Genomic DNA, 23,886 nt, shown 5'->3' on the forward strand with positions numbered 1-23,886 from the left:
TGTCACGGACTCATAACATCTGCCCCAATGGCTACTTGCACCTCACTAGCAACACGAGTCACAGGCGCGCTGTCGGTGCTGTCGGTGTTGGCCGCCTCGGCCACGCTGTCGGCCTGCACCCCGCGTCCCGATGGTCCGGCCCCGACGGCCCAGCAGTTCCTCGCCGACCTGGCCAAGGGCGACACCTCCGGGGCGGCCCAGCTGTCCGATCGGCCGTCCGACGCGCAGGCCGCCCTCAACGAGGCGTGGTCGGGATTGCAGGCCAGACGCCTGGACGCGCAGATCCTCAGCACGCGCTACGCCGAGGACACCGGCAGCGTGAACTACCGCTTCACCTGGCAGCTGCCCAAGAAGCGGACGTGGACCTACGACGGTGTGCTGCAGATGATCCGCGACGAGGGCACCTGGCGGGTCCGCTGGGCGGCCACCGACCTGCACCCCAAGCTCGGCGAACATCAAACGTTCGCCCTGCGGGCCGACCCCCCGCGGCGCGCGTCGGTCAACGAGCTCGGCGGCAGCGATGTGCTGGTGCCGGGCAACCTCTACCGCTACCAGCTCGACGCCGCCAAGGCCGGCGGCGACCTGATGTCCACCGCGCGGATCGTCGCCGACCAGCTTCGCCAGTTCGACGACACCCTCGACCCCCAGCGCCTGGCCGAGCAGGCCAGCTCATCGAGCCGGCCGCTGGACCTGATCACCCTGCGCCCGTCCGACCGCGACAAGGTCGCCGGAGCCCTCGACCCGCTGCCCGGCGTGGTGGTCACCCCGCAGGCTGACCTGCTGCCCACCGACGACTCGTTCGCGCCGGCGATCATCACCGAGGTCAAGAAGTCGGTGATCGATGAACTCGACGGCGAGGCTGGCTGGCGGGTGGTCAGCGTCAACCAGAACGGCAACGACGTCGACGTCCTCAACGAGGTGTCGCCCCAGCCCGCACCGTCGGTCTCGATCACCCTGGACCGCTCGGTGCAGAACGCCGCCCAGCACGCGGTCAACACCCAGGGCCGCAAGGCGATGATCGTCGTCATCAAACCGTCGACAGGGGAGATCCTCGCCGTCGCCCAGAACGCGGCGGCCGACGCCGACGGCCCGGCGGCCACCACCGGCCTCTACCCCCCGGGGTCGACGTTCAAGATCATCACCGCGGGCGCGGCGATCGACCGCAACATGGCCACCCCGAACACCCTGCTGGGCTGCCCGGGTCAGATCGACATCGGCGACCGCACCATCCCGAACTACAACAAGTTCGACCTGGGCACGGTGCCGATGGCCAAGGCATTCGCCAATTCGTGCAACACGACGTTCGCCGAGCTGGCCAGCCGGATGCCGCCGACCGCCCTGACGGTGGCCGCCTCCCAGTACGGCATCGGCCAGGACTACACGATGGAGGGCCTGACCACGGTCACCGGCACCGTGCCGCCGACGGTCAACCTCGCCGAACGCACCGAGGACGGCTTCGGCCAGGGCAAGGTTCTGGTGACCCCGTTCGGTATGGCGCTGGCGGCGGCCACGGTCGCCGCGGGCAAGACACCGACGCCGCATCTCATCGTCGGGCGGCAGACCACCGAGACCGGTGACCATCCGCAGATCAGTCCGGCCATGCTCGATGGCCTGCGCGAGATGATGCGGCTGGTGGTCACCAACGGCACGGCCAAGGACATCCTGGGCGCCGGTGACGTGCGCGGCAAGACCGGTGAGGCGGAGTTCGCGGGCGGCTCGCACGCCTGGTTCACCGGCTACCGCGGTGACATGGCGTTCGCGTCGCTGATCGTCGGCGGCGGCAGTTCGGAGTACGCCGTGCGGATGGTCAAGATGATGCTCGACGAGCTGCCCGCCGACTACCTTGCCTGAGCGGCCCCGCCACTACCGGTTAGATGAGAGCTGATGGACGACGTGGTGGACCAGCAGGCGATCCTCGCCGCCGCGCTGGCCGAGGTGATCTCCGCGGGCATCGACGCCTTCTCGCTGGAGCGGGTCGCCAAGAGAGCAGGCGTCGACAAGAGTGCGATCACCCGCATCTGGGGTGATCGCCGGGTGCTGTTGCTCGACGCCCAACTCAGCAGCTCGGCGCAGCGGGTGCCGATCCCGGACACGGGTCGCCTGCGCGGCGACCTGCTGGCGCTGGTGGGATCCCTGGTGGAGTTGTCCCAGACCGCCGAGGGCCGGCGTTCGATGCACCGGTTCCTCGCGGCATCCGGTGACGCGGACCTCTCCGACGTCCGGATCGATTTCTGGCGCGTGCGCCTCGACGAGATGACCTCGGTGCTGCGCCGCGCCGACGAGCGCGGCGAACTGCGCGACGACGTGGACCCGGCCGAGGCGATCCGGATGTTCGCCGGCGCCTCGCTGTTCGACGTGGTGTTCGCAGATGTGCCGGTGCGCCAGGAGTACATCACCCAGATGCTCGACATCTTCATCCGTGGGATCTGCAAGGCATCGTGAGCGTCAGTCCGCGACGATCAGGCCGCCCTTCACGCTGACCTTCACCGGTGTGAGCGGCTGCATGGCCGGCCCGCGCAGCACCGTGCCATCCAGGCCGAACCTGCTGCCGTGGCACGGGCAGTCGATGGAGTCACCTTCCACGCCAGGTAGCACGCAGCCGGCGTGGGTACAGCGGGCGACGAACGCGTCGAACTTCCCGGCGACGGGCTGCGTGACGATGGTGTCGCCGACCACCTTGCCCGACCCGACCGGGATGTCGGCGGTGGGGGCGAGGGTCTGACCGGACACCGGCGCGCTGGCCGCCTTCACCTTCTCGGTCGAGGTGCCGCACGCCGCCAGCGGTCCGACCGCGCCCGCGATGAGTACCGTGCGTCGCGTCAGTTCAGTCATCGCAAGTCAGGTTAGTGCAGGCCCATCGGGTGCGGCGCTGCGCAGGTACCGTGGACAGGTCATGACCGGAATCGACAACACGCCCGCGATGCGGGTCTCCGACGCCGACCGCAATGGGACTCTGCGGCGGCTGCACAACGCCGTCGCCCTCGGGCTGATCGACATCGGCGAGTTCGAGGAGCGCTCCGCCCAGGTTTCGTCGGCCCGCATGCGCACCGAACTCGACATCCTGGTCGACGACCTGCCCGGGCCGGGGGCCATCGTCACCTCGGCCGCCGACCGGGTGGAACTGCGCGGCTGGCTCGGCTCGCTCAAGAGGCAGGGGGAGTGGACGGTACCGACCCGGCTGGCCTTGGTGCGCCGGGTGGGTTCGGTCGAACTCGATCTGACCAACGCCCGCTTCGCCGGACCCGTCGTGGTGATCGAACTGGACTTGGTGCGCGGCTCGCTGGACCTGCGGCTGCCCGAGGGTGCCAGCGCCTCCATCGACGACGTCACGGTCTACGGCGGCAGTGCCCGCGACCGCCGCAAGGATGCGCCCGCCGAGGGCAGCCCGCACGTGGTGCTCACCGGCCGGGTGGTGATGGGCATGGTCAACGTGCGCGGCCCCAAGCGCCCACTGCTGCGTCGCCGCTAGGCTTTGATCATGACCGTACGCAGCGCTCTTCGTGCCGGAGTGGTCTCGCCGACCCTGCCGGTACCCAAGTCGATCGAGCGTCCCGAATACGCCTGGAAGCCGACTGTCCGCGAGGGCTCCGAGCCGTGGGTGCAGACCCCCGAAGTGATCGAGAAGATGCGCATCGCCGGCCGCATCGCCGCCGGTGCGCTCGCCGAGGCCGGTAAGGCGGTGGCCCCCGGGGTGACCACCGATGAACTGGACCGCATCGCCCACGAATACATGGTCGACCACGGTGCCTACCCGTCGACGCTGGGCTACAAGGGCTTCCCGAAGTCGTGCTGCACCTCGCTCAACGAGATCATCTGCCACGGCATCCCAGACTCGACCGTCGTCGAGGACGGTGACATCGTCAACATCGACGTCACCGCCTACATCAACGGAGTGCACGGCGACACCAACGCCACCTTCCTGGCCGGCGACGTCGCCGAGGAGCATCGCCTGCTCGTCGAGCGCACCCACGAGGCCACGATGCGCGCCATCAAGGCCGTCAAGCCCGGCCGGGCCCTGTCCGCGGTCGGCCGGGTCATCGAGGCGTACGCAAACCGCTTCGGCTACAACGTGGTTCGCGATTTCACCGGGCACGGTATCGGCACCACGTTCCACAACGGCCTGGTGGTGCTGCACTACGACCAGCCCAGCGTGGAAACCGTTCTCGAGCCGGGGATGACGTTCACCATCGAGCCGATGATCAACCTCGGTGCGCTGGACTACGAGATCTGGGACGACGGCTGGACGGTGGCCACCCGGGACCGCAAGTGGACGGCGCAGTTCGAGCACACCCTGGTGGTCACCGACGACGGTGCCGAGATCCTGACCCAGGTGTGATCCTTCCCCGCGAGCTGGCGCACCCGTGAGTGGCGGCGCGCTGCTGATCGCCGGTACCACCTCCGATGCCGGCAAGTCGATGGTGGTCGCCGGCCTGTGCCGTTTCCTGGCGCGCAAGGGCGTCCGGGTGGCGCCGTTCAAGGCGCAGAACATGAGCAACAATTCGGTGGTCACGGTCGACGGCGGTGAGATCGGCCGGGCACAAGGTGTGCAGGCCCGGGCCGCGGGACTGCCCCCCAGCATTCGCTTCAACCCGGTCCTGCTCAAACCCGGCAGCGACCGCACCTCGCAGCTGGTGGTGCGCGGCCGGCCGGTCGGGCAGGTCAGCGCCGTCGACTACATCGAGCACCGCGACCTGCTGGCGGGTGTGGTGGCCGACGAACTGGCCGGGCTGCGAGCCGAATTCGACGTCGTGCTGTGCGAGGGTGCCGGATCGCCGGCTGAGATCAATTTGCGGGCAACGGATCTGGCGAATATGGGATTGGCCCGCGCGGCCGATCTGCCGGTCGTCGTGGTCGGCGACATCGACCGGGGCGGTCTGCTGGCCCACCTGTTCGGCACGGTCGCCGTGCTCGCGCCCGAAGACCAGGCGCTCATCGCGGGCTTCATCGTCAACAAGTTCCGCGGCGACCCGGCACTGCTGGCCCCCGGACTCGATCAGCTCGCGACGCTGTCCGGCCGCCCCACCTACGGGGTGGTGCCCTACTGCGAGGACCTGTGGCTGGATGCCGAGGACTCGGTGTCGGTGGTGGCCCGCCAGGTGATCGGCACACCGTCGCCCCCCCGCGGGCAGCAGTGGCTGCGGGTGGCCGCGATCCGGTTGCCGCGGATCTCCAACTCCACCGACGTCGAGGCACTGGCCTGCGAACCCGGGGTGCTGGTCCGCTGGGTCACCGACCCCGCCGAGGTGGCCGACGCCGACGTCGTCGTCGTCCCCGGCAGCAAGGCCACCGTCGCCGATCTGCAGTGGCTGCGCGAGCGCGGACTGGCCGAGGCGATCGAGGCGCACGCCCGTTCGGGGCGGGCGGTGCTGGGGATCTGCGGCGGGTTCCAGATGCTCTGCCGCCGCATCGTCGACACCGTCGAGACGCGCAGCGGCGAGGTGCCCGGACTCGGACTGCTCGACGCGTACATCGAGTTCGCCGCCGAGAAGGTGCTGTCCCGCTGGGAGGCGCCGCTGTCCGGGTACGAGATCCACCACGGCCGGCTCACCCGCTGCGCCGAGGACACCTGGTTCGACGTCGACGGCACGGCCCACGGCTACGTCCGCGGCCCGGTATACGGCACCCATTGGCACGGCCTGCTGGACAACGACGACCTGCGCCGGGGCTGGCTGCGCGCGGCCGCCGCCGCGGCGGGCCGGCACGGATTCGTGGTGGCCGACGATGTCAGTGTGTCCGGCCGCCGCGACGCCCAGCTCGACGTCATGGCCGACCTGCTGGCCGACCACCTCGACATCGAGGCCCTGCTGGCCCTGATCGACGGCGGGGCTCCCGCGCGGCCCACCATCACCACGGCGCTGCGTCGGTAGCCTGGTCAGCATGGCCCATAGGGGAGTGGTGATCGCGATACTCGCGGCAACCGTCCTCGCCGCCGCCGGATGCGGATCGACGGTCACGGGCACCCCGACGTGGCCGGGTGCCACGCTGGACAGGGTCGCGCTGGGCGCCGAAGACTTTCCGCCCGGAGTCCAGTACGACCGCATCATCGACTCTCCCGGCCAGCCCGACGGTGCTGGCGGCCCGCCGTCGATGATGTCGCGGCCGGAAGGCTGCGCCAACGCGCTGACCAATGTGATCGCCCAATCGGCCGAGCGCGGACCGGGCAGCGCCGTCAAATACGCGGCGACCTACGACGGCGCGCGCATGGTGATGACGGTGGTGTCGTGGAATCTGGATCTCGACAGGTTGCGGGCGGCCGCCGAGCGCTGCGCGTCGTTCGAGGCTCTCTTCGACACCGCCTCGGCGGGTATCCCCATCACCACCACCGAGCTCGGCGGCGCGCCCAGCGGTGCGCTGGCCTACCAGCAGACAATGCAGCTCGGCGGTGCGTCCAACAGCGTGTACATGGCATTCCAGAACGTCGGCAACCTGGCCGTGTTCGGCAGCGCATTTCCCACATCGAATCGCGGTGTCACCGCCAAAGCGTCACTGCCACAGACATTCTTGGACGTGTTCGGCAAGCAGGCCGCCAAGCTGAGGACGTAGCTGAGGACCAGCTGAGTAAGCTTCGCGAAATGGCCCGCCGCAATCCGCTTTCGGAGTAGCGTGGCGAAATGCCTTCGACGATGGTGACTGTCGACGGGTTCCCCGTGCAGGTCAGCGTGTCAGGCCCGGAGAAGGGCCCGTACGTGGTCGTGCTGGGCGCGGCCCAGCATGCGCCCGCGGCGTACGACGCGGTGTGTCATCGGCTGCACACGGCATCGGTGCGCACCGTCGTCATCGGCCACGACCCGCGGCTGCACCCCAAAGCTGTGACAGGCCTGCTGGACACCCTCGATGTGCGCTGGGGGGTGCTCGTCGGCGATCGTGCCGGAGCCGAACTGGCCTGGGAACTGGCGGCGACCCGCCTGGACCGCTTCACCGGCCTGATCGTGATCGACCGCGGCCACCCCCGGGTGCCCGATCAGCATGGCGTCATCCGTGACGAGGACTGCCCGCCGGTCGAGATCAACACCACCGCTCTGGTCAGCAGCCCGGCTGCCCGCGCACTGGCCAAGACCAGTCAGCGCTATGTCTACAGCGACTACCGGGTGGTGGAGTTCGCCGGACGGCGCAACGCCGCCGAGTCCACCGCGCAACTGGCCGCCGAGATCGTTCTGCGCACCAGCACCTGGTGACCTCATGCCCCGTCGGGCGTCCAGGGTTGTGGTAGCCCGGGATTGCCGGGGAACAGAAAGTCGACGAACGCCGCGGCAGTGGGCTGCGGCTGGTGGTTGGCCAGGCCGGGCCGTTCATTGGCCTCGATGAACACATAGTCGTCGCGCGTCACGTCGGCGACCAGCAGATCGATGCCGGTGACAGGGATGCCGATGGCCTGCGCGGCGGCGACGCCCACCTTGCGCAACTCCGGATGCACCACGGCCGTCACGTCGTGGATGGTGCCGCCCTGATGCAGGTTGGCCGCCCGGCGCACCCGCAGTCGCTCGCCTTCGGGCAGCACGTCGGACAGCCGCCAGCCGGCCTCGGCCACGGTCGCCTCGGTGACCGCGTCCAGCGGGATGTGCGATTCGCCGCCGGTGGCGGCGGCACGGCGCCGGCTCTGGGTTTCGATCAGGTCCTGCACGGTGTGCCGTCCGGTGCCCACCACCTCGGCGGGTTTGCGCACTGCGGCGGCGACGACCTTGCCGTCGATGACCACCAGCCGCAGGTCGTCGCCCTGGGCGCGCTGCTCGATCAGTACTTCGGGGTGGTGTTCGCGGGCCCGGGCCAGCGCGGCGTCCAGCGCTTCGGGGCTGTCCACCCCGACCGTGATGCCCTTTCCCTGCTCGCCGCGGGTCGGCTTGACCACGACGTCACCGACCTCGGCGAGGAACGCGTGGTCGTCGGCGTCGAACGTCGCCAGGCGGCCGGTGGGGACGACGATGCCGGCCTCTGAGACGATGCGACGGGTCAGCCGCTTGTCGTCGCAGCGGCTCATCGCCACCGCAGAGGTGTACTCGCTCAACGACTCTCGGGTGATGACGCTTCGACCGCCGTGTGACAGCCGCATCTCACCGGTTTCGGCGTCGAGTACCTCGATATGTATGCCGCGTCGCATCGCCTCGTCGGCGATGATGCGGGCATACGGGTTGAGGTCGTCGACGGTTTCCGAGGCCGGTGTGAACAACGGCTCGTTGATCGCGTTCTTGCGCTTAACGGCCAGCACGGGCACCCGCTGGAAACCCAGCTTCTCGTAGAGCCCGATCGCGGCGTCGTTGTCGTAGGCCACCGACAGGTCCAGGTAGGCGCGGCCGCGGCCGCGGTAGATGGCGGCCAGTGTCTCGGTGAGCGCGGCGCCGATGCCCGGCAGGCTGGCGGTGGGATCGACGGCCAGCGTCCACAGGCTGGCACCGTCCTCGGGGTCGTTGAACAGCCGGCGATGGTCCACGCCGGTCACCGTGCCGACCACCGATCCGTCGTCGTCGCGGACCGCGACGAGGTACTCGACGGCATCGGCGTGCAGGTGGTTGTTCCAGATCAGATCGGTTGGGGCGGGCACCATCCCGCAGCGCACGTACACCCGATTCATGGCGTCGGCTTCGGTCCTGTCACGCACGGCCCGAACCGAGAAGCCGATCGGCTGCTGGGGTGCGGGGTCGTCGTCGGTGAAGCGGCGCCGGTAGGTGTGGCTGGGGTCGATGAACAGTTCGGCCGGTGACTTGGCCACCAGCACATGGGATTCCCGCGCGTAGATGCAGATGTCGCGACGACCCTGCTCCTCCTGCTGCAGCACACCGGCAAGCTTGTCGGGGTCGCTGAATGTCTGCCCGAAAATCAAACGGCCCCAACCGAGTTCGAGCACGACGTCATCGTCCATCGCGTCGACGAGATCGGGCGGGGAGGCGCCGTGCAGGCCCAGCGTGATGGCTTCTGTGTGGATCATGCCGCGGCTCCGGTGATCCCGTGGTTCTGCAACCACAGTTCCAGCAGGCCGATCTGCCACAGTTCGTTGCCGCGCAGCGGCGTCAGGGTGGCGTTCGGGTCGGCGAGCAGCCGTTCGACGGATTCCGGCCGGAACAGCCCGCGTTCCTTGGCCTGCGGTGCGTAGAGGGCGTCGCGGACAAGGTCGAGGTAGGGCCCCTCCAGGTGGGTCAGGGCCGGCACCGGGAAGTAGCCCTTCGGCCGGTCGATCACCGCGGCCGGAATCACCTGACGGGCAGCCTCTTTCAGTACCCCCTTGCCGCCGTGGGCGGTCTTCAGTTCGGGCGGGCAGCTGGCCGCGAGCTCGACGAGTTCGTGGTCGAGGAACGGCACCCGGCCCTCCAGCCCCCACGCCATCGTCATGTTGTCGACCCGCTTGACCGGATCGTCGACCAGCATCACGGTGGTGTCCAGCCGCAGTGCGCGGTCCACGCCGGTCTGCGCGCCGGTCCGGGCGAAGTGCGCGCTGACGAAATCCAGGCTGTCGTCGTAGGCGAGTTCCTCGGACAGCAGGGCATTGACACCGCCGTGGTCGCGGTCGAAGAACGCCGCGCGGTAGCGGTCCACCGAACCCGCCACGCTGGCGGCATCGGCATGGCCCATCGGGGGATACCAGTGGTAACCGGCGAACACCTCGTCGGCGCCCTGGCCGGACTGCACCACCTTGACGTGGCGGGAAACCTCTTGGCTCAGAAGGTAAAACGCCACACAGTCGTGGCTGACCATCGGTTCGCTCATGGCCCCGATCGCCCCGTCGAGGGCGGGCAGCATGCGTGCGGTGTCGATGCGGATCTGGTGGTGATCGGTGCCGAATGCTTGCGCGACGATGTCTGAGTAGGCGAACTCGTCGCCCTTGACGCCGCCGACCGACTCGAAGCCGATGGAGAACGTCGACAGTCCGCGCTGGCCCGCCTCGGAGAGCAGACCGACGATCAGGCTGGAGTCCACTCCGCCGGACAGCAGGCACCCGACGGGCACATCGGCGACCAGTCGTCGCTTCACGGCCGTGCGCAAAGCGCCGAGAACAGCGTCCTGCCAATCCTGTTCGGACCAGTCGGCACGATCGGCGCGGCGGGTGAAGTCGGGGCTCCAGTAAGTGGTCGTGGTCTGGGTGCCGTCGGGTTCGAGGGCCAGTACGGTGCCGGGCGCGAGTTTGCGGACCCCGCGCAGGATGGTGTGCGGTGCCGGCACCACCGAGTGGAAGCTCAGGTAGTGGTGCAGCGCGACGGGGTCGATGCGGGTGTCGACGCCGCCGCCGGCCAGCAGTGCGGGAAGTGACGACGCGAAGCGGATGCGATGGGAGTCGCTGCTGACGTACAGCGGTTTGATGCCCAGCCGATCGCGGCCCAGCAGGACCCGGCCGCTGTCGCGTTCGGCGATCGCGAAGGCGAACATCCCGTGCAGCCGCTCGACGAACCGATCACCCCAGTGGTGGTAGGCCTTGAGCAGCACCTCGGTGTCGCTGTGCGAGAAGAACCGGTATCCGTGTCCGGCGAGTTCGTCGCGCAGCGCTTCGTAGTTGTAGATGCAGCCGTTCCAGCAGATCGTCAGGCCCAACTCGGCGTCGACCATGGGCTGGGCGCCGGCCTCCGACAGGTCGATGATCTTGAGCCTGCGGTGCGCGAAGGCCACTCTGCCCGCCGACCACACCCCCGCCCCGTCGGGTCCGCGGCGCGCCATCGTCTCGGCCATCGCGGTCACCGCCGCCACGTCAGGTGCCTGGTTGTCGAGCCGGACCTCGCCCGTCGCTCCACACATCGTTGCGGTCATCCCGTCTGTCGCTTGTGTGCCCGTGATCTGTACCCGCGCAGGGCCGTTCTCAATCCGAGCCGGGCGGTCATACCGGTGAAAGGCCAGTTCGGCGCGCTGTCCTTGTTGATTTCGCACGGGAAACACCGGGTTGACGCCCGTGCCGGTGTGAGGCCGCTCACCCCGGGGTATCACCCCGGCCATGGCGGCAGCGCGCGTTGTGGCAGTTGAGCGATGACTCCGACGCTGCGCGATATCGCGCGCTGGAGTATCAAGCCGGCGAGACACGTCGACACCGCGACCACTCCGAAGGTCAACGTGCTGCGCGGTCTCGCGGCACGGGCCACCACACCGCTGCTGCCCGACGACTACCTCAAACTGGTCAATCCGTTGTGGACGGCGCGGGAGCTTCGCGGCCAGATCGTCGACGTCCGCCCCGAGACGGCCGACTCGGCCACCGTCACCATCAAACCGGGCTGGGGGTTCTCCGGTGACTACCGCCCCGGACAGTACGTCGGGATCGGGTTGCGGCTCGAGGGCAGATGGCACTGGCGGTCGTACTCGCTGACCTCGATTCCCCGGCGCCGGGACAAGAACATCACCATCACCGTGAAGGCCACGCCCGAGGGCTTCCTGTCCACGCATCTGGTCAACGGGGTCAAGCCCGGCACGGTCGTTCGGCTTGCCGCCCCGCGGGGCGGCTTCGCGCTGCCCGATCCGCCACCGGGCAAGATCCTGTTCGTCAGCGCCGGCAGCGGTATCACGCCGCTGATGGCGATGCTGCGCTCGCTGACCGCTCGCGGGCAGAGCGCCGACATCGTGCACCTGCACTCCGCGCCGTCAGCCGACGCGGTCATCTTCCACGACGAGTTGCGCGAACTGGAGGCCGCGCAGGCCGGCTACCGCCTGCACCTTCAACTCACCCGGCAGGACGGCAAACTCGACTTCGGCCACCTCGACGAGCTGGTGCCGGACTGGTCGGAGCGGCCGACGTGGGCGTGCGGACCCGCCGCCATGCTCGATGCGGTGCAGGCCGTCTGGGACGGCGCCGGCCGCTCCGACGAACTGCACGTGGAGCGCTTCACCATCGCCCGTACCGACAAGGGTGGGGAAGGCGGGACCGTCACCTTCGCCATCTCCGACAAGAGCATCGAGATCGACGGCGCCACATCACTTTTGGAAGCCGGCGAAAAGGTCGGCATCCAGATGCCGTTCGGCTGCCGGATGGGCATTTGCCAAACCTGCGTGCTGCCACTGGAGGACGGACATGTCCGGGACTTCCGCTCCGGTGCCGAGCACGGGGCGGGGGATCGCATCAACACCTGCGTGTCGACCGCGTCCGGCGACTGCACGCTGAAAATCTGAGGGGAGACGTCGTGGCCATCACCGACATCAAGCAGTACGCACACCTGACGCCGGACGACGTCGAGTCGCTCGCACGCGAGCTGGATGCCATCCGGACCGACATCGAGGAATCCCGGGGTGAGCGCGACGCCCGCTACATCCGCCGGTCCATCCAGTTGCAGCGGGCGCTGGCGGCCGGCGGCAGAGCCGTCCTGTTCGCCAGCCACAAGAAGCTGGCGTGGGGAATCGGGACGGCGATGCTGGCGACAGCCAAGATCATCGAGAACATGGAACTGGGACACAACATCATTCACGGGCAGTGGGATTGGATGAACGACCCCGAGATCCACTCCACCGAATGGGAATGGGACACCACCTCGCCCAGCGTGCACTGGAAGAAGTCGCACAACTTCATCCACCACAAGTACACCAACGTCGTCGGCCTCGACGACGACATCGGCTACGGCATCATGCGGTTGACCCGCGATCAGCACTGGGAACGCTGGATGATCGGCAACCCCGTCTACAACCTGCTGCTCGGCACGCTGTTCGAGTGGGGGGTGGCCGCGCACGGATTGGAGACCACCAAGTACCGCAAGGGTGAGAAGTCGTTGGCCGAGGTCCGCAAGGATCTGCGCATCATCGGCAAGAAGGTCGGCAAGCAGGTCGGCAAGGACTACCTGGTGTTCCCGGCGCTGACGCGGCGCAACTGGAAGCACACGCTGCGCGCCAATGCGGTTGCGAACCTGATCCGCAACTACTGGTCCTACATGGTGATCTTCTGCGGTCACTTCCCCGACGGTGCGGAGAAGTTCACCCGACAGGAGTTCGAGAACGAGTCCCAGGCGGAGTGGTACCTGCGACAGATGTTGGCCTCAGCCAACTTTCATGCCGGCCCGGTGATGGCGTTCATGAGCGGTAACCTGTGCTACCAGATCGAGCACCACCTGTTCCCCGACCTGCCCAGCAACCGTTACGCCGAGATCAGCGAACGCGTACGGGCCCTGTGTGACAAGTACGACCTGCCGTACACGACTGGCTCTTTGGGCCGCCAGTATCTGCAGTCGTTCTGGACCATCGCCAAGCTTGCGCTGCCGGACAAGCTGCTCAAGGCCACCTCCGACGACGCCCCCGAGACGAATTCCGAACTCAAGTTCCGGATCCGGGCCGGGATGCGGGAGAGCTTCGGAGTCGACGCCGCGACCGGCAGGCGACGCGGCCTGCGCACCGCGATCCGCGAGATCGAGACCGGAGCGATGGCCTAGGCCCGGCGTGGCTGCCCGACATAAACCGCGCCCCTCGGCCTGGTGGCACGAGGGGCGCGGGGCCCGCCTCACGGCGGGCCTGGAAATGACGTCTCCTTGTTCTAGGAAACCCCCTCCAGTTCCTCGCCGGTGATATCCACCTGCTTGATCGGTCCGGTGAACCAGTTCTTCACCGAGGCGTGCCAGTAGATCCACAGCAGGATCAGTACGCCGCCGACCAACAGCGGGGTGTAGTTGACGAACTTCCATTCGAAGCTGGGGTCCCACGGCGCTCCGCCGATTGAGGTGGGGAACATCGCGATGATCGAGGTGACGACGATCTCGATCAGTGCCAACGGCGCCATCCACTTGTGGTGGCCGCGCAGGTTCCACTTGCCCAGCGGGAACGAATCGCCGGCCTTCCAGCGGTAGTAGATCGGCACCGCGAAGCACAGGTACAGACCCACCACGCCGATGGAGACGACCGCGAAGAACGCGATCGGCACCGGAGCGCCGTTGATGTCCACCTCGACCAGCGCGGGCAGGGTGATGATCGCCGCGATCGCCGCGGTGACGATGACGGCGTTGGCCGGCACCCGCTTGGCGTTGACCTTCGACCACAGCTGGTGGCCGGGCACCGCGCGGTCGCGGCTGAAGGCGAACAGCATGCGCGAGGAACTGGTCTGGCACGCGGTGGTGCAGAACAGCTGGCCGGCCGTCGAGATCAACAGCACCACCGCCACCCACTTGGAGTCCATCGCCTGGGCGAAGATCGTCGCGACAGCACCGCCGCCCTTCGTCACGCCGTCGACATCCTGCACGGCGAACAGGAAGGTCAGCAGCAGGATCCAGCCGCCGATCGCCGAGTAGAAGATCGACCGCCAGATTCCCTTGGCGGCACCGTCGGCCGCGCTCTTGGTCTCCTCGGACAGGTGCGCCGAGGCGTCATAGCCGGTGATCGTGTACTGGGTCAGGATCGCCGACATCGGCAGGACGAACAGCAGGAAGCCGAAGCCGGCGTTCGATCCGCCGAAGAAGCCGGTGTTGTTGACCGTGGTGGCGAACACCGTGGAGAAGCTGGCGTGCTGCTCGGGGATCGCCCACAGGATCACGATGACGGCGGCCGCACCGATGACATGCCACCACACCGAGATGTTGTTGATGACCGCCAGCAGGTGGCTGGAGAAGATGTTGATGACGGCGACGGCCACCAGGATCACCAGGAAGATGATGAAGGTGCGCTGCAGGCTGTAGCCGGCAAGCCAGGTTTCGCTGAACGTGCCCAGCGTGAGGTCCAGGAAGGTCGCCGACCCGTAGGCCACCGAGGCCAGGATGGCGATCAGACCGACCAGGTTCAGCCAGCCGGTGTAGTACCCGGCCTTGGGGCCGCCGAGTTTGGCTGCCCACCAATAGATTCCGCCGGAGGTCGGGAACGCAGACACCAGCTCGGACATACACAACCCGATGAACAGGATGAAGACCGAGATGATCGGCCAGCCCCAGGCGATGGCCGCCGGACCGCCGTTGTTCCAGCCGAGGCCGAACGAGGTGAAGCAGCCCGCCAGGATCGAGATGATCGAGAACGAGATGGCGAAGTTGGAAAATCCGGACCAGGAGCGATGCAGTTCCTGGGAGTAACCAAGGCTGGCGAGGTGTCGTTCGTCCTCGTCGAGTATTTCGTGACCCTCTGGCACAGCGCTTCTCCTTCTGGGCGTGGTGGCAGGGAGGCGTCGACCGGCGCGCTCTAATTGGGCAGAATAGAGTGCTATTGGTCTGGTGTCCTACCTTTGGAGTGACAGTCATGTAAATCTGAAGGCAGAGGTCGCCGATGCGGCGGGCTCCAATGGTTGACTTTCCGTCGAATCATTCCTGCGATGAAGGGACGCTCGTGACGCATGGTGGTGGTGCCCGTCGGTCCGGGCTGTTGACTGCGGCCGAGCTGGATCAGCTGGTGGCGGCCGGTGAGATCGACACCGTGATCGTTGCCTTCGCCGATATGCAGGGCCGGCTGACCGGCAAGCGGGTGGCGGCCCGACTGTTCGTCGAGGAGGTCGCCGCCCACGGCGCCGAATGCTGCAACTACCTGCTGGCCGTCGACGTCGACATGAACACCGTCGACGGCTACGCGATGTCGAGCTGGGAATCCGGCTACGGCGACATGGTGATGAGCCCCGACTTCGACACACTGCGGCTGCTGCCGTGGCTGCCGGGGACCGCACTGGTGATGGCCGACCTGTCGTTCGTCGGTGGCGCGCCGGTGCATCCGGCACCGCGCAGCATCCTGCGCACCCAGCTCGACCGGCTGGCCGAGCGCGGTCTGGAGGCCTTTGTCGGCACCGAACTGGAATTCATGGTGTTCGACGACACCTACCGCGACGCCTGGGCCGCCGGCTACCGCGGACTGAAGAAGTCCACCGACTACAACGTCGACTACGCCATCCACGCCTCCACCCGGATGGAGCCGCTGCTGCGCGATATCCGCGTCGGCATGGACGGTGCGGGCATGTACTGCGAAGGCGTCAAGGGGGAGTGCAACTTCGGTCAGCAGGAGATCGCGTTCCGCTACGACAGCGCACTGGTCACCTGTGACAACCACACCATCTACAAAAACGGCGCCAAAGAGATCGCCGACCAGCACGGCAAGGCCCTGACCTTCATGGCCAAGTTCGACGAGCGCGAAGGCAACAGCTGTCACATCCACATCTCGCTGCGCGGCGCCGACGGCAGCCCGGTGTTCGCCGATTCCGATGAGCCGCTGGGGATGTCGGCGATGTTCCGCAGCTTCATCGCCGGCCAGATCGCCACACTGCGCGAGCTGACCCTGTTCTACGCGCCGAACATCAACTCCTACAAGCGTTTTGTCGAGGGCAGTTTCGCCCCGACCGCGATCGCGTGGGGCCTGGACAACCGCACCTGCGCCTTGCGGGTGGTGGGGCAGGGGCATTCCATGCGAATGGAGTGTCGTGCCCCCGGTGGTGACGTCAACCAGTACCTGGCCGTCGCCGCGCTGGTGGCCGGCGGTCTGTACGGCATCGACAACGGGTTGGAACTGCCGGATGCATGCGTGGGCAACGCCTATACCAGTGGCGCGCAGAAACTTCCGACCACGCTGGCCGAGGCCGCTGAACTCTTCGAAGGCTCCGCGGTGGCGCGCGAGGCATTCGGCGACGAGGTCGTCGAGCACTACCTCAACAACGCCCGCGTCGAGCTGGCGGCGTTCAACTCCGCGGTGACCGACTGGGAGAGGGTGCGCGGCTTTGAGCGACTCTAATGGGATTGCCCGTCCCGTTGTCGGCCTGACCACCTATCTCCAACAGGCGCAGACCGGCGTGTGGGATGTGCACGCCAGTTTCCTGCCGGGCATCTACATCGAGGGCGTCACGCTGGCAGGCGGTGTCGCCGCGTTGCTGCCGCCCCAGCCTGTCGACGCCGAGATCGCGCAGCGCGTGCTGGACCGCATCGACGGCCTGATCATCACCGGTGGCAAAGATGTCGACCCCGGCGCATACGGCCACGACCCGCATCCGAGCACCGACGAGCCCGCCCGTGACCGCGACGCCTGGGAGTTCGCGCTGATCGACGCTGCGCTGCGCCGGCGGATGCCGGTGCTCGGCATCTGCCGCGGCGCCCAGGTGCTCAACGTCGCCCTCGGCGGCACGCTGCATCAGCATCTGCCTGACCTCCTCGGGCATACCCGCCATCAGCAGGGCAATGCGGTGTTCTCCACGTCGACGGTGCGCACCGTCGAGGGTAGTAAGCTCGCCGCGCTGATCGGGGAGACCTCCGACGCGCAGTGCTATCACCATCAGGCCATCGACCGCCTCGGCGAGGGACTGGTGGTGAGCGCCCGGGACACCGACGGCGTGATCGAGGCGGTCGAGATGCCCGGCCACGACTTCGTTCTCGCGGTGCAGTGGCATCCCGAAGAGACGCTGGACGACCTGCGGGTGTTCGCCGGACTGGTGGACGCCGCGCGGGTGTATACGACCGAAAGGGCTGACCTGTGACCTCCACCGAGCTGATCAATCCCGCCACCGAGCAGGTGTTGCGCAGCGTCGAACTGACCGACGTCGCCGGTGTCGACGACGCCGTCGCGCGGGCCAAGGTCGCGCAGAAGGCCTGGGCGGCACAGGGGCCCGCCGAGCGCGCTGCCGCGCTGCGGTCCTTCGCCGCGGCCGTCGACGCACACGTCGGCGAACTCGCCGCCCTCGAGGTGGCCAACTCCGGGCACCCGATCGGCGCCGCGGAGTGGGAGGCCGGCCATGTGCGCGACGTGCTGCAGTTCTACTCGGCGACACCGGAGCGGTTGTCCGGCAAGCAGATTCCGGTGGCCGGCGGCCTCGACGTCACGTTCAACGAGCCGATGGGCGTCATCGCTGTCATCACCCCGTGGAACTTTCCGATGCCGATCGCAGCGTGGGGGTTCGCCCCGGCGCTGGCGGCAGGCAACGCCGTGGTGCTCAAGCCCGCCGAATGGACGCCGCTGACCTCCATTCGCCTCGGCGAACTCGCACTCGAGGCCGGACTGCCCGAGGGCCTGTTCCAGGTGCTGCCGGGCAAGGGGTCGGTGGTGGGGGAGCGATTCATCAGCCACCCCGACATCCGCAAGATCGTCTTCACCGGCTCCACCGAGGTTGGCACCAAGGTGATGGCCGGCGCGGCCAGCCAGGTCAAACGGGTGACGCTCGAGCTCGGCGGCAAGAGCGCCAACATCGTCTTCGACGACTGCGACCTGCAGAAGGCCGCGGCCACCGCGCCGTACGGGGTATTCGATAACGCCGGCCAGGACTGCTGCGCGCGCAGCCGGATCCTGGTGCAGCGCAGCGTGTTCGACAAGTTCATGGAGATGCTGGAACCCGCCGTCAAGGGCCTGGTCGTCGGCGACCCGGCCGCCCGCGACACCGAGATGGGTCCGCTGGTGTCGCGCAAGCACTTCGAGTCGGTGGCCGCCTATGTGCCCGACGACGCCCCGGTGGCGTTCCGCGGCTCGGCACCGAGTGGCCCCGGGTACTGGTTCCCGCCGACCGTGCTCACCCCGGCGCGCACCGACCGCACCGTGACCGAGGAGATCTTCGGCCCGGTCGTCACGGTGCTGCCGTTCGAGGACGAGGCCGACGCCATCGCGCTGGCCAACGACACCGAATACGGTCTGTCCGGCTCGATCTGGACCGACAACCTGTCTCGGGCGCTGCGGGTGTCGCGCGCGGTGGAGGCAGGCAACCTCAGCGTGAACTCGCACTCATCGGTGCGGTACAACACCCCGTTCGGGGGGTTCAAGCAGTCCGGGCTGGGGCGCGAATTGGGCCCCGATGCACCCCTGCATTTCACGGAAACCAAGAATGTCTTCTTTGCGATCGGAGAGAACTAGATGGACCTGACCCAACGTCTGGCCGGCAAGGTCGCCGTCGTCACGGGCGGCGCGAGCGGTATCGGCCTGGCAGCCGTCAAACGTCTGCGGGCCGAAGGCGCGATCGTCGTCATCGGTGACGTGGACCCGACGACCGGCAAGTCCGTTGCCGACGACCTGAACGTCACATTCGTTCAGGTGGACGTCTCGGATCAGGTTGCGGTGGATCGCTTGTTCGACACCGCTTTCGAGACCCACGGTGGCGTCGACATCGCCTTCAACAACGCAGGTATCAGCCCGCCCGACGACGACCTCATCGAGAACACCGGCATCGACGCCTGGGACCGGGTTCAGGACGTCAACCTCAAGTCGGTCTTCTTCTGCTGCAAGGCGGCACTGCGGCACATGGTGCCCGCGCAGAAGGGGTCGATCATCAACACCGCGTCCTTCGTGGCGGTGATGGGGTCGGCGACCAGCCAGATCTCCTACACCGCGTCCAAGGGCGGCGTGCTGGCGATGTCGCGCGAGCTCGGAGTTCAATACGCGCGCCAGGGAATTCGGGTTAACGCGCTGTGCCCCGGGCCGGTCAACACCCCGCTGCTGCAGGAGTTGTTCGCCAAGGATCCCGAGCGGGCGGCGCGCCGGCTGGTGCACGTGCCGATGGGCCGGTTCGCCGAGCCGGAGGAACTGGCCGCCGCGGTGGCGTTCCTGGCCAGTGACGACTCGTCGTTCATCACGGGGTCGACGTTCCTGGTCGACGGCGGCATCAGCGGCCACTACGTGACTCCGCTGTAGAGGCTGCGATGTCGGCAGCGGCGGCGCCGGAACCGGATTCAGCAGTGGCTTCCGAGGCACTGCTGCGTCCGGTGCGCCCCGGAAACGCCTTCGAGGACACCGTCGCCCGACTGCTGCAGACCATCCGGCTCGGTGTGCTCGCGCCGGGGGATTCGCTGCCACCAGAGCGGGAGCTGGCCGCCAGACTCGGTGTCAGCCGCGACACGGTGCGCGAGGCGATCAAGTCGCTGGCCGACGCCGGGTATCTGGTGTCGCGCCGGGGCCGTTACGGCGGCACGTTCCTGGCCCAGGAGTTGCCCGCTCCGTCCGACGAAGCGGTGCGCGTCAACCGGGCTGAACTCGACGACGCGATGCGGCTGCGCGAGATCCTGGAGGTCGGGGCCGCCCGGATGGCTGCCTCCCGCACCTTGACCGCCGCCGAACGAGAAGGCCTGTGGTCGCGTCTGGTCGACGTCCGCGACGCCACCCCCGAGGACTACCGCAGGCTGGACTCGCGGCTACACCTGGCCATCGCCGAGGCCGCCGGGGCGCCGTCGCTGGTGCCCATGGTGGCCGAGAACCGGATGCGGCTCAACGCGCTGCTCGACCAGATCCCGTTGTTGCGGCGCAACATCGTTCACTCCGACGAACAGCACGAGGCGATCGTGATCGCGATCCTCGCCGGTGATGTCGGGGCCGCCGAATCGGCTATGCGGGCCCATGTCGCGGGCTCGGCCGCGCTGCTGCACGGCTTCCTGGACTGAGCCGAAGATCAGGCTGGGAGCGTTCCAGCGGGGTCAGGACCACCTGCAGCCACACCAGCACCAGTACCACTGAACACAGCACTCCTGCCGCCATCCACAGGCGCGGCCCCGGAGCCTGGGCGATCGGGGTGGTCTGATGCCACCACACCACCCGCGCCCAGGGTGCACCAGCGGAAAGTACTGCGCAGCAGGGCAATCGATGACACCATGGCCGTCGCCGTAAACAGGCTCAGCGAGACGGCGCAGCCGGCGATGCCCGGTGTGCCAGTAGCGGCACGGTCATGCACGTCGGCCCAGCCCAGCGCTGCCGCCGCGGCGAGCCACGCGATGACGACGGCGGTGAAGACTCTGCGCCGCGGATCGATCCAGACGTCGTCGAGGACCTGACGCTCGATCCCGCGCAGCATCTCTGCGACATCGCTACTGGGCACCTCGACTAGTCGGATCGAGCGGGCCGCTGGTTCCCGGCCTAGATCACCTGGTCGTCGCGGTGGGCCGCGGTCATGAGGTCGTCGCGGGCGCGGGCCACCCGGGAGCGGATGGTGCCCACCGGGCAGCCACACACCTCGGCTGCCTCGGCGTAGGACAGGCCCAGCACCTGGGTGAGCATCAGCGCGTGCCTGCGGTCGTCGTCGAGGCCGTCGAGCAACATCCGGATCTCGATGATGTCCTCGAAGCGGGCCGCGCTGCGGCGGGTGTCGAGTACCTGGTCGAGGTCGACGCTGTAGCCGGTGCTGCGCGGCCGGGCCTGGTTGCGCCGGATCTGGTCGACGACGACGCGGCGGGCGATCGACAGCAGCCAGGTGCGCGCCGAGGAGCGTCCGGAGAACCGGGGCAGCGATCCCAGGGCACGCAGGAACGTCTCCTGGGTCAGATCGTCGGCGTTGCCCGGGTCGCCCAGGAAGGCGACGGTTCGCCACACGTCGCGTTCGGTTGCCCGGATGAAGGCGTCCAGCGCGGCGTTGTCACCGCGCCCGGCGGCCAGTGCCCACCGGGTCACCTGGTCGTCGTCGCGTTCGCTCACGGGAAGTCAGAGTAGGGGATCGCGGTTGCGGGCACATCCCCAGCCCCGCAGGAGCTTCCGCACACCCCGCCGGAGTACTTTGGGAGGAGTCGAATGTGCCCAGAACCAGGGATTTCCTGTTTCCGGGAACTCGGTGCGGTTGGCATCCGACTATTCGACTCGAGCCGATTACTGTCGATCGACGAGGAGGACGATGACGGCATCTGTCGTCGGCGGCGCTGCCGACACCGACGTCCGCCGCGTCCAGCTCGACGTCTCGGGAATGTCCTGCGCGGCGTGCGCGGCGCGGGTGGAGACCAAGCTCAACAAGGTCGACGGCGTGCACGCGACCGTCAACTACGCGACCCGGGTGGCCACCGTCGACGCCGCCGACTCGGTGCCCACCGACACGCTGTGTGAGGTGGTCCGCAAGGCCGGCTACGACGCGGCTCCGCGCAGCGCGACACCGGTCGAGGCGCCCGACCCCGACGACCAGACCGCGCGGAGCCTGTTGCGCCGGCTGGCCGTCGCCGCGGTGCTGTTCGTGCCGCTGGCCGATCTGTCGGTGATGTTCGCTGTAGTCCCCAGCACCCGGTTCACCGGGTGGGGATGGGTGCTGACCGCGCTGGCGCTGCCGATCGTCACCTGGGCGGCCTGGCCGTTCCACCGCGTCGCCCTGCGCAACGCGCGCCACGGCACCGCGTCGATGGAGACGCTGATCTCCGTCGGCGTCACCGCGGCCACGCTGTGGTCGCTGTACACGATCTTCCTCGGCCACGGCATCCGCGAGAGCCGCGGAATCTGGCAGGCGCTGCTGCGCAGCGACGCGATCTATCTCGAGGTCGCCGCCGGCGTCACCGTGTTCATCCTGGCGGGCCGGTACTTCGAGGCCAAGGCCAAGTCGCGGGCGGGCGGCGCGTTGCGCGCGCTGGCCGCCCTGAGCGCCAAGAACGTGACGGTGCTGCTCGGCGACGGCACCGAGATGGTGATCCCGGCCGACGAGCTCAAGGAGCAGCAGCGCTTCGTGGTGCGCCCCGGCGAGACGATCGCCGCCGACGGCCTGGTGGTCGAGGGCAGCGCGGCGATCGATATGAGCGCGATGACCGGCGAGTCCAAACCGGCCCGCGCCCATCCCGGGGGCCGCGTCGTCGGCGGCACCGTGGTTCTCGACGGGCGGCTGATCGTCGAGGCGGCCGCCGTGGGCGCCGACACCCAGTTCGCCGGGATGGTGCGTCTGGTCGAGGAGGCCCAGGCGCAGAAGGCCGACGCGCAACGGCTCGCCGACCGGATCGCCGGGGTGTTCGTGCCCGTCGTGTTCGTCATCGCGGCAGTGACGGCCGCGGTGTGGCTGGCCTTCGGCGCCGACGCGGACCGGGCGTTCTCGGCTGCGCTGGCGGTGCTGGTGATCGCCTGTCCGTGCGCACTGGGCCTGGCCACCCCGACCGCGATGATGGTGGCCTCGGGGCGCGGCGCTCAACTGGGCATCTTCCTCAAGGGCTACCAGGCGCTGGAGGCCATCCGTGCCGTGGACACCGTCGTCTTCGACAAGACGGGGACCCTGACCACCGGTCATCTCACGGTCACCGGCGTGACGGCCGCCGACGGCTGGCAGGCCGACGACGTTCTCGGGCTGGCCGCGGCCGTCGAGACCGCCTCCGAACACGCGGTTGCGGTGGCGATTGCGGGTGCGGTCACCAACCGGCGTGAGGTGGAGGATTTCCGGTCCTATGCCGGGCGCGGAGTTACCGGTGTGGTGGCGGGCACGTCGGTGACGGTGGGCCGGCCGGTCTGGGTGCGCGGTGACACCCCGCTGGGTGCGGAGCTGGAATCGGCCTGGCGGGCCGCCGAATCACGCGGGGAGACAGTCGTTTTCGTCGCCGTTGATGGTGTGGTGTGCGGCGCGATCGCAGTGGCCGACGCGGTCAAGGAGTCGGCGGCGGGCGCCGTGGCGGCGCTGCACAGCAGGGGACTGCGGACGGTGCTGCTGACCGGCGACAACGCCAGCGCGGCGGGTGCGGTGGCCGCCCAGGTGGGTATCGACGAGGTGATCGCCGAGGTGCTACCCGAGGGCAAGGTCGATGTCATCGAGCAGTTGCGCGACCGCGGCCGGGTGGTCGCCATGGTCGGCGACGGCATCAACGACGGCCCCGCTCTGGCGTCGGCGGATCTGGGGCTGGCGATCGGCCGGGGTACCGACGTCGCGATCGGAGCCGCCGACATCATCCTGGTGCGCGACGATCTCGACATCGTGCCGCAGGCACTCGACCTGGCCCGGGCCACCATGCGCACCATCCGGGTCAACCTGTTCTGGGCATTCGGGTACAACGTGGCCGCCATCCCGATCGCCGCGGCCGGCATGCTCAACCCGCTGATCGCCGGTGCGGCGATGGCGTTCTCGTCGTTCTTCGTCGTCTCGAACAGCTTGCGGCTGCGCAACTTCGCAGGCACTGACCGGAAAGGCTGAATCACCATGCCGGAGCAGACCTTCAAGGTCGACGGACTGCACTGCCAGAGCTGCGTCCGCGTGGTCAGCACCGCGCTGGGCGCGCTGCCGGATGTCAGTGCCGTCGAGGTGGACCTCGGTGAACCGTCGACGGTGCGGGTGCGCGCCGACACCGATCTGACCGTCGAGCAGGTGCAGGCCGCCCTCGACGAAGAAGGCGAATACTCCGTCGTCGGCTGAACCGGGAACCGGCCACGCCC

22 protein-coding genes are annotated in these 23,886 nt (G+C 68.4%); 16 read left to right on the plus strand and 6 right to left on the minus strand.

Translation table 11 applies throughout. The annotated features are described in order from the left end of the window. Positions 1–27: 27 nt before the first annotated feature. Both OG976_RS22825 and OG976_RS22830 read left to right on the plus strand, forming a co-directional pair. Positions 28–1,851, plus strand: coding sequence for a penicillin-binding transpeptidase domain-containing protein (locus OG976_RS22825; RefSeq protein WP_328354061.1), 1,824 nt, complete (start codon positions 28–30; stop codon positions 1,849–1,851). Between the two features lie 33 nt (positions 1,852–1,884). After that, a complete protein-coding gene (locus OG976_RS22830) occupies positions 1,885–2,442 on the plus strand; it encodes a TetR/AcrR family transcriptional regulator (protein WP_328354064.1) in 558 nt (185 codons plus the stop codon). A gap of 3 nt (positions 2,443–2,445) precedes the next feature. On the opposite strand, the gene OG976_RS22835 is transcribed toward OG976_RS22830, so the two are convergent. Continuing rightward, on the minus strand, positions 2,446–2,832 hold the full coding sequence (locus OG976_RS22835; protein ID WP_328354067.1) for a QcrA and Rieske domain-containing protein: 387 nt from the start codon (positions 2,830–2,832) through the stop codon (positions 2,446–2,448). 61 nt (positions 2,833–2,893) lie between these two features. Here OG976_RS22835 and OG976_RS22840 point away from each other — a divergent pair, with 61 nt between their 5' ends. The 5 genes from OG976_RS22840 (at position 2,894) to OG976_RS22860 (ending at position 7,175) form a co-directional block, all read left to right on the plus strand. Beyond that, complete coding sequence (locus tag OG976_RS22840; RefSeq protein WP_328354070.1) at positions 2,894–3,469, plus strand: DUF1707 SHOCT-like domain-containing protein; 576 nt, start codon at positions 2,894–2,896, stop codon at positions 3,467–3,469. A 9-nt stretch (positions 3,470–3,478) separates the two neighbouring features. Beyond that, on the plus strand, positions 3,479–4,336 hold the full coding sequence (map, locus tag OG976_RS22845) for a type I methionyl aminopeptidase (RefSeq protein WP_328354073.1): 858 nt from the start codon (positions 3,479–3,481) through the stop codon (positions 4,334–4,336). A gap of 25 nt (positions 4,337–4,361) precedes the next feature. After that, complete coding sequence (locus OG976_RS22850; RefSeq protein ID WP_328354076.1) at positions 4,362–5,867, plus strand: cobyric acid synthase; 1,506 nt, start codon at positions 4,362–4,364, stop codon at positions 5,865–5,867. A gap of 10 nt (positions 5,868–5,877) precedes the next feature. Next, positions 5,878–6,543, plus strand: a complete 666-nt coding sequence (locus OG976_RS22855) for a hypothetical protein (protein WP_328354079.1) — start codon at positions 5,878–5,880, stop codon at positions 6,541–6,543. 68 nt (positions 6,544–6,611) lie between these two features. Continuing rightward, positions 6,612–7,175 (plus strand): alpha/beta hydrolase, encoded by a 564-nt coding sequence (locus OG976_RS22860; RefSeq protein ID WP_328354081.1) that lies wholly within the window; start codon positions 6,612–6,614, stop codon positions 7,173–7,175. Between the two features lie 2 nt (positions 7,176–7,177). Here the strand turns inward: OG976_RS22860 and ngg are convergent, their stop codons facing one another. Both ngg and OG976_RS22870 read right to left on the minus strand, forming a co-directional pair. Further along, positions 7,178–8,920: an N-acetylglutaminylglutamine synthetase gene (gene ngg, locus OG976_RS22865; RefSeq protein WP_328354084.1), complete on the minus strand. Its 1,743-nt coding sequence runs from the start codon at positions 8,918–8,920 to the stop codon at positions 7,178–7,180. Beyond that, entirely contained in the window at positions 8,917–10,716 is a 1,800-nt protein-coding gene (locus tag OG976_RS22870) for an N-acetylglutaminylglutamine amidotransferase (RefSeq protein WP_328363903.1), read from the minus strand. Before OG976_RS22870 ends, ngg begins: the two co-directional genes overlap by 4 nt. Before the next feature lie 225 nt (positions 10,717–10,941). Between OG976_RS22870 and OG976_RS22875 the strand changes: the two genes are divergently transcribed. Both OG976_RS22875 and OG976_RS22880 read left to right on the plus strand, forming a co-directional pair. Beyond that, complete coding sequence (locus OG976_RS22875) at positions 10,942–12,072, plus strand: ferredoxin reductase (RefSeq protein ID WP_328354087.1); 1,131 nt, start codon at positions 10,942–10,944, stop codon at positions 12,070–12,072. An 11-nt stretch (positions 12,073–12,083) separates the two neighbouring features. Beyond that, entirely contained in the window at positions 12,084–13,316 is a 1,233-nt protein-coding gene (locus OG976_RS22880; protein WP_328354089.1) for a fatty acid desaturase family protein, read from the plus strand. A 101-nt stretch (positions 13,317–13,417) separates the two neighbouring features. On the opposite strand, the gene OG976_RS22885 is transcribed toward OG976_RS22880, so the two are convergent. After that, complete coding sequence (locus OG976_RS22885; protein WP_328354092.1) at positions 13,418–14,989, minus strand: amino acid permease; 1,572 nt, start codon at positions 14,987–14,989, stop codon at positions 13,418–13,420. Positions 14,990–15,183: 194 nt separating this feature from the next. Here OG976_RS22885 and OG976_RS22890 point away from each other — a divergent pair, with 194 nt between their 5' ends. Genes OG976_RS22890 through OG976_RS22910 form a run of 5 tightly spaced genes read left to right on the plus strand, consistent with a single transcriptional unit; the run spans position 15,184 to position 20,180 of the window. Continuing rightward, positions 15,184–16,566 carry a glutamine synthetase family protein gene (locus OG976_RS22890; protein WP_328354095.1) on the plus strand — a complete coding sequence of 461 codons (1,383 nt, stop codon included), beginning with the start codon at positions 15,184–15,186 and terminating at the stop codon, positions 16,564–16,566. After that, positions 16,553–17,302, plus strand: coding sequence for a gamma-glutamyl-gamma-aminobutyrate hydrolase family protein (locus tag OG976_RS22895; protein ID WP_328354098.1), 750 nt, complete (start codon positions 16,553–16,555; stop codon positions 17,300–17,302). Before OG976_RS22890 ends, OG976_RS22895 begins: the two co-directional genes overlap by 14 nt. Then, positions 17,299–18,663, plus strand: a complete 1,365-nt coding sequence (locus OG976_RS22900; protein WP_328354101.1) for an aldehyde dehydrogenase family protein — start codon at positions 17,299–17,301, stop codon at positions 18,661–18,663. Before OG976_RS22895 ends, OG976_RS22900 begins: the two co-directional genes overlap by 4 nt. Then, positions 18,664–19,437, plus strand: coding sequence for a 3-oxoacyl-ACP reductase (locus OG976_RS22905; RefSeq protein ID WP_328354104.1), 774 nt, complete (start codon positions 18,664–18,666; stop codon positions 19,435–19,437). It abuts the gene before it with no gap. A gap of 8 nt (positions 19,438–19,445) precedes the next feature. Further along, positions 19,446–20,180: a FadR/GntR family transcriptional regulator gene (locus OG976_RS22910; protein ID WP_328354107.1), complete on the plus strand. Its 735-nt coding sequence runs from the start codon at positions 19,446–19,448 to the stop codon at positions 20,178–20,180. Positions 20,181–20,188: 8 nt separating this feature from the next. On the opposite strand, the gene OG976_RS22915 is transcribed toward OG976_RS22910, so the two are convergent. Together OG976_RS22915 and sigC are read right to left on the minus strand one after the other, a co-directional pair. Next, positions 20,189–20,611, minus strand: coding sequence for a hypothetical protein (locus tag OG976_RS22915; protein WP_328354110.1), 423 nt, complete (start codon positions 20,609–20,611; stop codon positions 20,189–20,191). A 38-nt stretch (positions 20,612–20,649) separates the two neighbouring features. Beyond that, entirely contained in the window at positions 20,650–21,204 is a 555-nt protein-coding gene (sigC, locus tag OG976_RS22920; RefSeq protein WP_328354112.1) for an RNA polymerase sigma factor SigC, read from the minus strand. A 193-nt stretch (positions 21,205–21,397) separates the two neighbouring features. On the opposite strand from sigC, the gene OG976_RS22925 reads away from it, so the two are divergent. Together OG976_RS22925 and OG976_RS22930 are read left to right on the plus strand one after the other, a co-directional pair. Further along, a complete protein-coding gene (locus OG976_RS22925) occupies positions 21,398–23,647 on the plus strand; it encodes a heavy metal translocating P-type ATPase (protein ID WP_328354115.1) in 2,250 nt (749 codons plus the stop codon). A gap of 6 nt (positions 23,648–23,653) precedes the next feature. Further along, positions 23,654–23,866 (plus strand): heavy-metal-associated domain-containing protein, encoded by a 213-nt coding sequence (locus OG976_RS22930; RefSeq protein ID WP_328354118.1) that lies wholly within the window; start codon positions 23,654–23,656, stop codon positions 23,864–23,866. The last annotated feature ends 20 nt before the right edge of the window (positions 23,867–23,886 follow it).

The sequence above is a fragment of the Mycobacterium sp. NBC_00419 genome, assembly GCF_036023875.1.
Taxonomy (GTDB): domain Bacteria; phylum Actinomycetota; class Actinomycetes; order Mycobacteriales; family Mycobacteriaceae; genus Mycobacterium.